Origin of the sequence: Sandarakinorhabdus sp. AAP62, from assembly GCF_000331225.1 — a bacterium.
In the GTDB taxonomy this organism is placed as follows: domain Bacteria; phylum Pseudomonadota; class Alphaproteobacteria; order Sphingomonadales; family Sphingomonadaceae; genus Sandarakinorhabdus.
Genome location: NZ_ANFY01000009.1, coordinates 206,191 through 219,643, shown reverse-complemented (window position 1 = coordinate 219,643; position 13,453 = coordinate 206,191). Strand labels below are relative to the sequence as shown.

Annotated in this window: 9 protein-coding genes; 1 reads left to right on the top strand and 8 read right to left on the bottom strand. The window is 65.5% G+C overall.

Features of this window, described 5'->3' with window-relative positions; translation table 11 throughout:
- Positions 1-93: 93 nt before the first annotated feature.
- The gene (locus D619_RS0110565; RefSeq protein WP_017668561.1) at positions 94-402 is read left to right on the top strand and encodes a GIY-YIG nuclease family protein; all 309 of its coding nucleotides are present in this window, start codon (positions 94-96) and stop codon (positions 400-402) included.
- A 132-nt stretch (positions 403-534) separates the two neighbouring features.
- Here the strand turns inward: D619_RS0110565 and D619_RS0110560 are convergent, their stop codons facing one another.
- The 8 genes from D619_RS0110560 to D619_RS0110520 all read right to left on the bottom strand — a co-directional run bounded on the left by D619_RS0110560 (position 535) and on the right by D619_RS0110520 (position 13,449).
- Positions 535-1,245, bottom strand: coding sequence for a hypothetical protein (locus D619_RS0110560; protein ID WP_017668560.1), 711 nt, complete (start codon positions 1,243-1,245; stop codon positions 535-537).
- Entirely contained in the window at positions 1,242-2,222 is a 981-nt protein-coding gene (locus D619_RS0110555) for a sterol desaturase family protein (RefSeq protein ID WP_017668559.1), read from the bottom strand. The genes D619_RS0110560 and D619_RS0110555 overlap by 4 nt, the downstream gene beginning before the upstream one ends.
- Positions 2,223-2,406: 184 nt before the next feature.
- The gene (locus D619_RS0110545; protein ID WP_017668558.1) at positions 2,407-4,755 is read right to left on the bottom strand and encodes a TonB-dependent receptor; all 2,349 of its coding nucleotides are present in this window, start codon (positions 4,753-4,755) and stop codon (positions 2,407-2,409) included.
- Positions 4,756-4,954: 199 nt separating this feature from the next.
- A complete protein-coding gene (locus D619_RS0110540; RefSeq protein ID WP_017668557.1) occupies positions 4,955-6,511 on the bottom strand; it encodes a tetratricopeptide repeat-containing sulfotransferase family protein in 1,557 nt (518 codons plus the stop codon).
- A gap of 14 nt (positions 6,512-6,525) precedes the next feature.
- Positions 6,526-7,455: a hypothetical protein gene (locus tag D619_RS0110535; protein ID WP_017668556.1), complete on the bottom strand. Its 930-nt coding sequence runs from the start codon at positions 7,453-7,455 to the stop codon at positions 6,526-6,528.
- An 11-nt stretch (positions 7,456-7,466) separates the two neighbouring features.
- A complete protein-coding gene (gene atzF, locus D619_RS0110530) occupies positions 7,467-9,230 on the bottom strand; it encodes an allophanate hydrolase (RefSeq protein ID WP_017668555.1) in 1,764 nt (587 codons plus the stop codon).
- Positions 9,227-12,817 carry an urea carboxylase gene (uca, locus tag D619_RS0110525; RefSeq protein WP_017668554.1) on the bottom strand — a complete coding sequence of 1,197 codons (3,591 nt, stop codon included), beginning with the start codon at positions 12,815-12,817 and terminating at the stop codon, positions 9,227-9,229. Before uca ends, atzF begins: the two co-directional genes overlap by 4 nt.
- Positions 12,814-13,449 (bottom strand): urea amidolyase associated protein UAAP2, encoded by a 636-nt coding sequence (locus D619_RS0110520; RefSeq protein ID WP_017668553.1) that lies wholly within the window; start codon positions 13,447-13,449, stop codon positions 12,814-12,816. The genes uca and D619_RS0110520 overlap by 4 nt, the downstream gene beginning before the upstream one ends.
- Positions 13,450-13,453 lie beyond the last annotated feature (4 nt).

The window sequence follows — 13,453 nt, the reverse complement described above, 5'->3', positions numbered from 1 at the left end:
CATGCCGCCAGGGCCCTTGTTTGATTGTTGAGTGGGCCTGCGTTCCACGGTGGATGCTGGCCTGCGCCAGCATGACATGGAAGGGTGCAGACAGTGTCCAAGCCCGGTTGGGTTTATCTCATGGCCAGTGCGCCGCGCGGGACGTTGTATCTCGGCGTAACCTCCAACCTGATGAACCGCGTGCAGCAACATCGAATGGGTCACTTCGAAGGCTTCACCGCGCGCTACAACGTGAAGCGGCTGGTCTGGAACGAGGCCTATCCCGACATTGCCGATACCATCCGTCGCGAGAAGGCGATGAAGTTTTGGAAGCGGGACTGGAAGATCCGGCTGATCGAGGAGCACAACCCGCAGTGGCTGGATCTGGCCGTCGATTGGGGCTTTCCACCGATTGGGGATTGAGCACCCTACAACTTCACCTGTCATGCTGGCGAAGGCCAGCATCCACCTTTCCGCCTGGGTCCTTTTGGTTGCTGAGTGGGTCCATTTTCCACAGTGGATGCTGGCCTGCGCCAGCATGACCGGGGTGGGGGCTTATGAGGAGCCCGGTTCCTCGCCATGCAGCGCCCTGCGGAACAGGCGGGCCGCCAGCCTTTGCTCCAGAAAACGGCCGACCAGGTAAAGCGCGGCAAAGATTCCGGCGAACACGAATGCCGGGGTGGTTGAGGCCGGCTCCTTTTCCTTTTCCGCCCTGTCCTTCTCGCGTTCCTTGATGGATTTGGGCGGCGGGGCGCCCAGGGCGATATCGATGGGGTGGCGCGGCAGTTCCTTGAGCGCCTTCTTCTTCTTCTTGGCCTTCTCGGTCTTGCTGGCCGCCGTGTCGGGCTTCTTGTCGGTCCAGATGGTGATCTGGGCAAAGCTCAGGAACAGCAGCGGTGCCAGGAAGCAGGCGAGCAGGATGCGGCTGCGCATCTGATAGCGCAGCACCGGGCCATCGGCGCCGCTCTCGACGTGCAGGATGCCGCTGTCGAACACGGCCAGCCGATCCTGTGCGGCCGGGTCCTTCTTGTGAAAGATCAGGCCATCACGCAGGCGCTCGTGGCGCGTGCCCACGGCGTGGAACAAGGGCTCCAGCCGATCGAGCGCAAGGCTTGCCGGCTGGCCATCGGGCAGGGGCACTTCCCCCTGGATGTGCCAGATGGGCCGCAGATGACGCCACAGGCTGTCACTGGTATCCGCTGGCGCGGCAAGCCTGGCGGCAGCAGCCTCCGGGGTGAGGGACGTCGGGGCGGTTTCCGGCGTCACTCTGCGGGCACAGTCGATGATGCGCCAAAACGCTTGCGGGCGTCTTTCCAGCCCTCGGTGAACGGGTGCAGCATCTGTTCGGGGATCGACATGCGGCGGCCGCCATCCTGGCCCAGGATTTCGGCTTCGCCATCAACACAGGTGCCAAAGATGCGATCGATGAAGATGTAGATGCCGGCAAAATTGCTGCGGGTCGCTTCATAATCCTGGCTGTGGTGAATGCTGTGATGTTCGGTGGTGTTGAACAGGAAACGCCACCAGCTCGGCGTGTTGAAACGCACGTTCAAGTGCATGTAGCTGCCGACGGCCATGCCGATGGCGCCCGAAAGCAGGAAGGCGCGCGGCAGGAAATCGAAGAAGCCGCCGATGCCCAGGCCAATCAGGAACAGCTCGATCGGGTTGCCGACAGCGCCCTTGTTGATGTTGAACTGGGTGATGTAGTGGTGGATCTTGTGGGTCAGCCACAGCGGGTACCAGTTGTGCATGCCGCGGTGCATCCAATATTGGCCGAAATCGAAGATGAACGAGATCAGGAAGGCTTGCAGCAGCAGCGGCAGGCCAATGAACCAGGCGAGTTTGTCCCATTCGAACGAGTCCCGCACCAGTTCGATCAACACGTCGCTGCCGATGAAGCCGTCCACCGTTTCCAATATGGTGGCGCCCAGGCCGACATAGAACAGATCGACCGCCAGTTCCTTCCACGTCATCTTCCAGCTTTCGTGGCGCGGGAAGAACCATTCCAGCGTGAACAGGATCAGCCGGAAGCCGAGGCCGATGCCGAAGGCGACCGAGGCCTTGGCGATGCTGTTGGGGGCATAATACCAGAACAGGATGGCGCAGAAGAGCACGGCCGGCTGAAACCAGGTGAAGAACAGCACCTTGAGGCGGCTGCCTTCCACGCGCGGCACATTTTCCCAGCCGATGGTGACCGGCGCCTCTGCCCCGATGATCCTGTTGCCGACACGAACCCCAGCCATGAAGTCATTCCCCCGCAATCAACCGGCCCATCAGGACTATGGTCGACTTCCCCCCGGCCACGCATACGCCAACGGACGTAGCACCAATTTGCCGCAGGACCATCATGCGACGCAAACAGCAAGGCCAACGGGCCAGCAGGGTGACTGCAGCAACCCTGCGCTGCAATCCCCCGGCCGGACCATATCAGAAGTTGAACGTGGCTTCGACACCCACCACGCGCGGTGTCAGCACCGAACGGGCATAATAGCGCGAGATGACGCCGCCATTGACGAAGCCAAAGCGGCTGCGATCATTGCTGACGCCCGTCACGGCATATTTGTCGAAGATGTTGTTGGCAAACAGCGACATCTGGAAGGCCTTGCCCGTGCTATAGGTGATGGCAGCGCGGTGGGTGACATAGCCCGGCAGGGTTTCGCCAAAGCCGCGACCGCCGACGCGGGTGAGGATGTCGCCGATATAGGTGGCGGTCCAGTTGAAATTCAGATCCTCATCATCGCCGACGGGCAGCAGATAATTGGCCGCGAGCGAACCGCTGTGCCGGGCCGAACCGGGCAGGCGGTCGCCGGCCAGCACGTCCACGCGCGAGAATTTCGGCCGGTTACGCGGGTCCTGGCTGGTGCGGATCTGCAGCAGTTCCGGCACGCCTTCGGTCAGCTTGGCATCCAGGTAGCTGTAGTTGCCGCGCAGTGACAGGCGATTGGTGACCTGGGCATTGAACGACATGTCGAAGCCGCGGTTGCGGGCCTTGCCGCCGTTGGCGGTGATGCCGATGGCGCCGTTGATGGTGGAACTGGCCAGCTGGATCCCGTCCCAATTGACCTGGAAGGCCGACAGATTGAGCGTCAGCTTGTTGTTGAACAGGCCGGCGCGCAGGCCCAGTTCGAAATTCTCGGTCTCATCCGGACCGAAGAACAGCTCGTTGGGCAGGGCGCAGATATTCTGGATATTGGGGTTGAGCGGCAACACGCAGGGCGCCGCCCCGGTGTTGGCGCCGCCGATGCGATAGCCGGTGCTGTAGGTGGCATAGATCAGCGCATCGGGGCTGAACTTGTAGGAGGTGTTGAGCTTGTAGACAAAGCCATCGGACTTGGCCTGGCCGGTGCTTGACGGGATATCATCGTCGCTGGCCACCGGTCCGTCGTAATAGGGCAGGGTGGAACCGCCGATCCGATCCAGATCATAGCTGTAATAGCGCAGGCCACCGGTGATCTGCCATTCGGGCGTCACCTTCCAGGTGACTTCGCCAAATACCGCCCGTTCCTTGATCGTGTTGCGGCCGAACGAGGCATATTCATTGTCGTCGGCATTGGGGATCACGCCGAAATCGATGCCGGTGGGTGACGCGCCAAAGCCGGGGATGAACTCGCGATAGCTGGTGCGGCCCTGCACCTCGTTGTAGAAGCCGCCGAGCACCCAGCTGAACGGCCCGCCATGCTTGGACACCAGCCGCAGTTCCTGGTTGAACTGGCGCGAGCGGGCGGTGGAGCGGGTGAAGCCGGTGAAGGCCGGGAAGCTTTCATAGCCATAATCGAGATCGAGCAGCAGATCGGTGACGTCCACCGAGCTGTCGTTCTGGGTGTAGGTGAAGGCGCTGGACGAAACGAGTTGCGCCACCTCACCCAGATTGGCTTCGACTTCGAGGCTGACGAGGTGAGACCGGCGGGTGGCCGGTTCGCGCACGCGCCACGGGCCTTCGTAGCGGCCTTCGCCCACCACGCCGCCGCCATTGGCCTGACGGCCGCCGGTGCGCACTTCCTGATAGGCATAGGTCAGATAGGCGTTGAGATTGTCGAGCGTCAGGCCCAGCTGGTTGCGGGTGGTGAAGGTCTTGCCATAGTTCACGTCGCGTTCGCGGCGGAAATTGGCCGAGCGCTGGGCTTCGGTGCCGAGCGGGTTGCTGGCCGGGCCCGGCTGCGGCAGCGACACGCCGATCTGCTGCACGGTGAAGGGATAATCGATGAAGCCCGGATCGAAATAATAGCCGGTGGCGCTGCGGAAGGCGAGCCGGTCCTTGATGATCGGCACGTTGACCGCGCCATCGGCGACATAGCCGAAACTGCTGCTCTCGCTCACGCCAAAGCCGCGGCCATGGACATAGCCACTGAATTGGGTGCTGTCGGGCCGTACCGGGATGTAGCGGATGGCGCCGGCCAGCGTGCCGAGGCCATAAAGCGTGCCCTGCGGCCCCAGCAGCACTTCGACGCGTTCCATGTCGATCAGCTTGAAATCGAGATAGAGCGGCACTTCGCCAAGATAGACGCCGATGGCGCTGTTGCCATTGTCGGCAAAGGTGCTGCTGTCGTCGGCCGAAAGACCGCGCATGACGATGGTGCCGGCGCCGCGCGGGCCGGTATCGGTGACGGTGATGCCCGGCGTGAAGGCGCCCAGATCCCGAATGTCGTTCAGGCGCTGCTGGGCCAGCTGGCCGGCATCAACGGCCGAAATATTGATCGGCACATCCTGCAGACGTTCGGAACGGCGGGTGGCGGTGACGACAATGGTCTGGTCGCCATCGTCGGCAGCGGCTGCCACTTGCACCTGTGCGGATGCAATATGCGGCAAACCGGCCAGAAAAGTGGTTGCAACTATTTGTGCCCGAACAAATTTCTGCATTTCGACCGCCCTCGAATCCCGCTGCGAATATTGCAACGCAACAATTCAGCATGGACAGGCGAGGGAGCGCCAATGGGCGTTTGACGTAGCAGAAATGTCACATGCCGCGCCGTGACGATCAGACCTTGATATCGTGCTGCGCCAGATAGTCTGCCACCGGGGCCATGGCGGCTTCGTGCGTGCGCCAGCGGGCCACCGCATCGCGATAGATGGGCCGACGCACCTGGGCCGCGCTGGGCGTGGCGACCGCGGCGCTGTTGGTGTGGAAATCCAGCGCTGCCTCTGTCCAGCCAAGGCCGCAATGGGCGAACAGTCGCTGGCTCTGCCCGGCCTGATCCGCGACCAGTTCCTCATAGTGCAGCTGCAATATGCGGCCGGGGAACAGCGCTGCCCACAGTCGCATCAGCCGGTCGAACCGCACATAATAGCGGGCGATATCCATCAGATCATAGCTGTAGCCATAATAGGGCGAGGTGGTGGCAAACAGATTCTTGTAATTGCTCCAGATCGTATCCATCGGATGCCGGCGCAGGCAGATGATGCTGGCTTGCGGCAGGGCGCGGGCGATGTGGCCGATGTAGAGAAAATTGGCCGGCAACTTGTCGATGAAGCGGCCATCGCGCCGCAACAGATGCTGGTGCGCGCGATCGAGATAGGCGCGGCCGACGGCATCGGGCGACAGGCCGGCCGACGCCGCAATCGTGTCGGGATCAGTGACAAAGCGCGACCGCGTGTTTGACAGCAGCTTCACCGCCAGTGGCATCGCCTGCAGCTCGCCAGCGCTGTGCACGTCTGGGTGCGACGAAAGGATGCGGTCCACCAGGGTGGTCCCGGTACGCGGCATGCCGGTGATGAAGATCGGGGCTTCGGTCTGCTGGCTGTCACCCTGGAAATGGCCGGGATTGGCAAAGCCGGTTTCCAGCGCGTCGAAGATCGCGGCGTCGCGGGCGAAATCATAGCCGATGCGGCGGCGGTGGGCGGCGTTGGCGCAATCGAGATGCTGGCGCGCGCGTTCCGGCTCGCCAACATCCTCATATTCCTTGGCCAGCGCATAGCGGATGCGCAGTTCATCGTCCGGCCCGGGGCGGCGGGCCAATATGGCTTCCATGCGGGCCAGGTGATTGGCCGCGCGGCTGGCCTTGCCAAGCCCGGCCAGCGCGAGATGGACGCGGCCATTGGCCGGCGCGCGCTGCAGGATCGTCTCATGTTCGGCGGCCGCGGCGGCCACCTCGCCAACAAAGCCCAGCGACATGGCGAGGTTCAGCCGATATTCGTCATTGCTGGCCTCACGCGCGACCGCGGCGCGGAAGTTGCGCACGGCGGCGGCATGATCGCCCAGCCGGGCCTGGATATTGCCGATCGTATCGAAACTCAGCGCATCGCGCGGCCCCAGCGCTTCGGCAGCGCTGGCGGCCGCCGCTGCCTCGGCATCACGGCGCAGCAGCATCAGCAGCCGCGCCCGCTGCGCCTGATATTCGGCCGATGGGGCCAGCGCGACGGCGGCCTCGATATGGGCGAGGCCGGCGCTGATGCGGTTTTCGCTGGCATCGGCAATGCCGAGCAGGAAGCGGCCTTCGGCGCTGGCAGCCGGCTCTGCGGCAGCGGCCATCACCAGCGCCAGTTGCCGCACACGGGCCAGATCGCCGCGCGCCAGTGCTTCCCGGGCGATTGCCATTGCCATGCCCTGCTTCAGGGCTGTTTTGGCTTGCCCATTGCCGGGGCCGGCCAGAAGGTGAGGGTGAACACGTCGTGCGCGCTGGTCCACACGCCGTCGGGTGTCCAGCGCAGCGCGCCGCTGCCCACCGGCTTGCCGACCCGCGCCAGGATGGCCAGCGATCTGGCGTCAACCACGGCATATTCCTGATCGTCGGTGGTGCGCAGCCACACCTTGCCATCACCGGTGTCGATGTCGCCCCATTTCAGATTGGCGCCCACCTTCACGCGGCCGCTCACCGTGTTGGTGGCCGGATCGATGCGCGCCAGCGTGCCATCACCCTGTTCCTGCACCCACACCGCGCCTTCGCCGGCCGTCAGGAACCCCGGCTGCTTGCCCAGCGGCGTGCGCGCCACCACCGTGTTGCTGGCGGGATCGATGCGCTGCAGCGTCTGGGTGCCCGCGCTCACCGCCCAGATCGCGTCGTGGCCAAAGGCGAGATAGGAGGTGCCGGCATCAACACTGACGCGGGCGATGATGGCGCCGCTCATCGGATCGACCCGCGCGACGACGCCCTTGGCATCGCTGGCCACCCAGATGGCGCCGGCGCCGGCCACGACATTCATCTCGCCGGTCTTGTCGGCGATGCCGGTGGCGACGGTCAGCGTCTTGGTGGCCGTGGCGGTATCGATGCGCTGCAGCAGGCCGTCTGTGCAGTCGGCCACCCACAGCTTGCCCGCAACCAGCGCCATCGTTCCGCACGGCCGGGTCATCGGCACGCTGGCGATGCGGCCCGTGCGCGACCAATGTTCAACGCGGCCCTTGTTGGTCATCCACACGCCCGGGCCATCGACGACGAGGAAATCGCCGAAATCCGCGATCTTCTGCACCTCGCCGCCTTGATCGCTGGCCGCCGTCGCGGCGCAGGCGGAAAGCAGCAAGAGGGGGAGCAGATATCGGCGCATGGGTTTTCCTTTCAGGCCGTACGCTGGGCGATATAGGCGCGCCAGCCGCCCAGATGGGTGATGTCCTGCGCGCCGGTCAAGGCCCGTGGTTCGGCGACAAAGCCCTTCACGCTGCTGCCATCGGCCAGCGTGACGGTGCCGATGGCCAGCGGCGGCGGCACATCGACGACAAAGCTGCCGAATTCGGCGACGCCCAGTTCATATACTTCCACCTTGATGGCGGCGCCATCGTCGCTGAACACCAGCGCCGGCTTGGGCGGGGTGCTTTCAGCCATGGCATAGAGGCGATAGCTGGGCGCGGTTTCAAACGCGCCAGCAAACACGGCATTGCGCGAGGTCAGCTGCCAGTGCAGCGGCATGTCCTTCAAATGGGCGCCAACAACGGCCAGCTTCACGGTCTGCATCTTGCCCTCCAGATCGAGCGGTGGTGGTGACGGGTGGCCGGTGGCAGCCGCCCAGGTTTCGGCGAGTTCGATCAGCGCCACATCGCTGTCGGCCGGGCCGATGAAGCTGATGCCATGGCCAACGCCATTGCTGCGCGTGCCGGCGGGCACGGCGATGGCGGCCATGTCGAGCAGATTGACGAAATTGGTGTAGAGCCCGAGATTGCTGTTGAGCGCCACCGGTGCCGCCAGCATTTCGGCGAGGCGGTAGCTGGTGGGCGTGGTCGGGAAGGCCAGCACGTCGATGCGGTCCCACATCAGATCGGCGGCGCGCTTGATGGCAGCCAGGCGATATTGCGCGTTGAACAGGTCAACCGCGCTCTTGCCCCAGCCCTGTTCGACAACGCTGCGCACGGTTGGGTCAACCGCTTCGGGACGGCGGGCGAGGAGGGAGGCCATGGCGGCAGTGCGTTCGGCCACCCATGGGCCGCCATAAAGCAATTGCGCGGCTTCGAGCAGCGGTGCGATGTCGATTTCGACCAGTTCACCGAGGCCGGCCAAGGTTGCCATGGCGCGGTCGTGCAGGAAGGCGGCTTCGCCATCGCCGAACCAGTTCATCTGGTCGCGGCGCGGCACGCCAAAGCGGCGCGGGGCGAGGGGACGATTGGCGAGCGGTTTGGAATAATCATCGGCCACATCAAAGCCGGCGATGACCGCATCCAGCAGCCGCGCATCGGCCGGCGTATCGGTGAAGATGGTGATGCAATCGAGCGTGCGGCAGGCCGGCACCAGCCCGCGCGTGCTCCAGCGGCCACGCGTCGGCTTGAAGCCGATCAGGTGATTGAACGCCGCCGGCACCCGGCCGGAACCCGCCGTATCGGTGCCCAGCGCAAACGGCACCAGCCCGGCGGCGACCGCGACCGCCGAGCCGGAACTGGAGCCGCCGCTGACATAATTCAGATTATGCACATTGCGCGGCGCGCCGTACGGGCTGCGGCTGCCGTTGAGGCCGGTGGCGAACTGATCGAGATTGGTCTTGCCCACACAGATGGCGCCGGCCGCGGCAAGCCGTTCGATGACGCCGGCAGAGGCTGTGGGCTGATAGGCGAAGGCCGGGCAGGCCGCCGTGGTGGCAAGGCCGGCGACATCGATATTGTCTTTCGCGGCATAGGGCACGCCGGCCAGCGGCAGGGTTTCGCCGGCCGCGATGCGCGCATCGATGGCGCGCGCCTGGGCCAGCAGGGCCTCCGGCGCGGCGCGGCTGATCCAGGCCTGCGGCTGCACCGCATCATAGGCGGCCAGACGGGCGAGGGTTTCGGCCATGATCGTTTCGGCCGTGCTGGTGCCGCTGTTGATGGCGGCGGCGATGGTGGAGACGCTGAGACGGCTCATGGCTGCAACGCCAGCATGGGGGCACCGGGCTGCACGGGCTTGCCTTCCTCCAGATAGAGGGCGACCACGGTGCCGGCCGCCGGGCTTTCGACCGGGCATTCCATCTTCATGGCTTCGATGATGGCGATGGTGTCGCCGGCGGCCACCGTGTCGCCGGGAGCGACCAGCAATTTCCACACGCTGCCGCCAAAGGGCGATTCCACCAGCTCGCTGCCGTCGGGCACGATGATCTCGGCCGCGGCCGGTGCGTCGTCGCTGCTGATGGCGGCAATCCGGTCAAATTCGCCGCTGGCGGCCCAGGCGGCGCGCTCATCGTCAAAGGCGGCCTGACGCACGGACTGGAAGGCAGCGATGCTGGCCGCGTTGTCGGCGAGGAAGCGGCGATAATCGGCGAGGCGGAATTCGGAAGGCTCGATGCGGATGGCCTGGCGGCCGCTGGGGAAATCGCGCCGCCACAACGCCAGTTCCTCGGCGCTGACCGGGAAGAAGCGGATTTCATCGAAGAAGCGCAGCAGCCACGGCTTGCCCTCGATGAAGGCGTCGGTCTGGCGATGGGTGTTCCACACCTGCACGGTGCGGCCGAACAATTGGTATCCGCCCGGCCCTTCCATGCCATAGATGCACATATAGGCGCCGCCGATGCCAACGACGTTGGGCGGGGTCCAGGTGCGGGCCGGGTTGTATTTGGTGGTAACCAGCCGGTGGCGCGGATCGACCGGCGTCGCGACCGGTGCACCGAGATAGACATCGCCGAGGCCCAGCACGAGATAGCTGGCGTTGAAGATCAGATCCTCCACGGCGGCCACATCGGGCAGGCCGTTGACGCGGCGGATGAACTCGATGTTGTCCGGGCACCAGGGCGCGTCGTCACGCACGGCAGACATATATTTGGTGATCGTCTCGATCGTGGCTGGATCGCGCCAGCTCAACGGCAGGTGGACAATGCGCGAGGGGATAGTGAAATCCTCCAGCGCGCCCAGCCGGTCGTCGGCGCCCAGCAGCACGGCCAGCGCGCCGGCCTGATCGAGCAATTTGCCATCGAAATGCAGCTGCAGGGATCGGATGCCGGGGACGATGTCGATGACACCGGGGACGTTCATTCGGGCCAGTTCGGTGGCCAGCGCCTCGATGCGGATACGCAGCTCGATATCGAGCACGATGGGCCCATATTCGACGAGGATATTGCGGTCACCCTGGGCGCGGTAGACGGCGCGCGGGCGGGCGCCAGCAGCCGGCGTGTCGGCCAGGATCGGCGACAGGGCAGTGATGGCGCAGGCCGGGCCTTCGGTGATCGCGGTGCCGTGGGCCAGCAGCGCGGCAGCGGCGGCATCGGCGGCACGGGCATCATCCAGCGTGACCGGCACGAAGCGCAGCGTGTCACCGGGGGTGAGCTGGCCGATCTTCCAGCGATCAGCCGCGATCACCACGAACGGGCAGACGAAGCCGCCCAGCGATGGCCCGTCGGGGCCAAGGATGATCGGCATGTCGCCGGTGAAATCGACGGCGCCGATGGCATAGGCATTGTCGTGGATGTTGGACGGGTGCAGCCCGGCCTCACCCCCGTCCGCCCGTGCCCACGCCGGCTTGGGGCCGATCAGGCGCACGCCGGTGCGGTTGCTGTTGTAATGCACCTGCCAATCGGCCGAAACGACGGTGGCGATATCGTCGGCGGTGAAGAAATCGGGCGCCCCGTGCGGGCCGTAGATGACCCGCAGCGACCAGCTGTTCGGCAGCGCCGGCAGTTGCGCCGCGGCCAATGCCGGCCCGGTGGCCGCATCGCCCAGATGCAGCACGTCTCCCGCCAGCAAGCGGCGTGCGCCGTGGCCGCCAAAGCCGCCCAGATCGAAGGTGGCGCGGCTGCCCAGATAGGGCGCTAGGTCGAACCCGCCCGCCACCAGCAGATAGCCGCGAAAGCCGCCGCCCTTGGCCCGGCCCATCGTGAGCACCTGGCCGGCCACCACGTCGATGGCGACGCCGCGCGGCACGGGCACGCCGTCCAGCGTGGCGGCGAAATCGGCGCCGGTCAGGCAGATGCGCGTGGGTGCGGCGAAACTGAGGCTGGGGCCGGTGACGGTGATTTCCAGGCCGGCAGTGCCTTCATCATTGCCAAGCAGGCGGTTGCCGAGCCGGAACGACAGATCGTCCATCGGGCCAGACGGCGGCACGCCCACCGCCCAGTAATGCAGCCGGCCCGGCCAATCCTGCACAGTGGTCGACGTGCCGCCGGCCAGCACGCGGATGCAGCGCGGCTGGTGGACAACGTCGTTCAAGGCGCGGGTCGAGACATTGCCGCTGACAAAGGCCGGCATCCGTACCACGTCACGCAGCCAGCGCAGATTGGTTTCCAGGCCGTCGATGCGGCTGGCATCGAGCGCGCGGGCCATGGCGGCCACGGCGTCAGCGCGGGTGGCGCCGTGCACGATCAGCTTGGCCAGCATCGGATCATAGAAGGCGCTGATCTGGCTGCCGGCCGCCACCCAGGTTTCGGTGCGCACAGCGCCGGGGAATTCCACCGCCGTGAGCAGGCCCGTCGTGGGCCGATAATCCTGCGCCGGATCTTCGGCATAGAGCCGCACCTGCACGGCGTGGCCCTGCGGTTGGGGTGGCGGCGCATCGAGGAAGGCAAAATCGCCCTTCGCGCCGCGCACCATCCATTCGACGAGATCGATGCCCATCACCGCTTCGGTGACGCCATGTTCGACCTGCAGCCGCGTGTTCATTTCAAGGAAGAAGAAATCCTGTGCGTCTGCGTCGTACAGGAACTCCACGGTGCCGGCGTTCCTGTAGCGCGCGGCTTCGCCCAGTCGCACGGCCGCTGCCATCAACCGGGCGCGCACGGCGTCGGGCAGATCGGGGGCAGGGGCTTCTTCCACCACCTTCTGGTTGCGGCGTTGCAGGGAACAGTCCCGCTCACCCAGCGCCATCACCCGGCCTTGGCCGTCGCCAAAGATCTGCACTTCGACATGGCGGGCGCGGGCGACGAAACGCTCCAGGAACACGCCGGCGTCGCCAAAATTGCTCTGGCCCAGCCGCGCCACGGCATCAAACGCCTGTGCCAGCGCCGCTTCATCAGCGCACACCCGCATGCCGATGCCGCCGCCGCCCGCCGTCGCCTTCAGCATCACCGGGAAGCCCACGTCACGCGCCGCCGCCACGGCGGCGGCAACGTCGTTCAGCAGCGCGCTGCCGGGGGCCAGCGGCACGCCATGGGCGGCGGCCAGGGCGCGGGCGCTGTGCTTCAGGCCGAAGGTACGGATATTGTCGGGCGTCGGCCCGATGAAGATGATGCCTGCCGCCGCGCATTGTTCGGCGAATTCGGCATTTTCGGCCAGAAAGCCATAGCCGGGATGGATGGCGCCGGCCCCGGTTGCCTTGGCCGCCGCGATGATGGCAGCCCCATCGAGATAGGTTTCCGATGGCCGGTCGCCGGGCAGACGCACCGCCACATCGGCCGCTGCGACATGGGCCGAACCTTCGTCGGCATCGGAATGGACGGCGGCCACGCGCAGCCCCATGGCCTTTACGGTGCGGGCAATGCGCGTGGCGATGGCGCCGCGGTTGGCAATCAGGACGGTATCAAAGCTCATGCGGAAATGATCATTCTGACCGGGGTGGGGTTGAAGGCGTTGCACGGGTTGTTGATCTGCGGGCAGTTGGACACGACAACGATCACATCCATCTCGGCGCGCAGATCGACGGTCAGGCCCGGTGCCGACAGGCCATCGACGATGCCCAATGCGCCATCTTCTTCCACCGGCACGTTCATGAAGAAATTGATGTTGGGGACGATGTCGCGCTTGCCGCGGCCCTGGCGCAGATTGGCTTCGAGGAAATTCTCGACGCAGGCATGCTGGCTCACCGTGTGATGACCATAGCGCAACGTGTTGGATTCGCAGCTGCAGGCCCCGCCGATCGTATCGTGATAGGGCACATCGCTGGCCGTGATCGTCATCAGCGGCCGGCCCTCGTTGGACATCAGCCGCGTGCCGGTGCGCAGGAACAGATTCGCCTGCGCCGCCACCGTGGCTTGCGCACAATAGCGTTCGGCATCGTCGGCGGCGGCATAGATCAGGAAATCGACCGCCTGATTGCCTTCCAGATCGACGATGCGCAGCGTTTGGCCTGCTGCAACCTTGTGCAGCCACGGCGCGCGTGCGGGCACGATCTCGTCGTGGACGATGGGGCCGGGCAGGCGGTTCAGATGGGGATCAGCGCTCACGTTG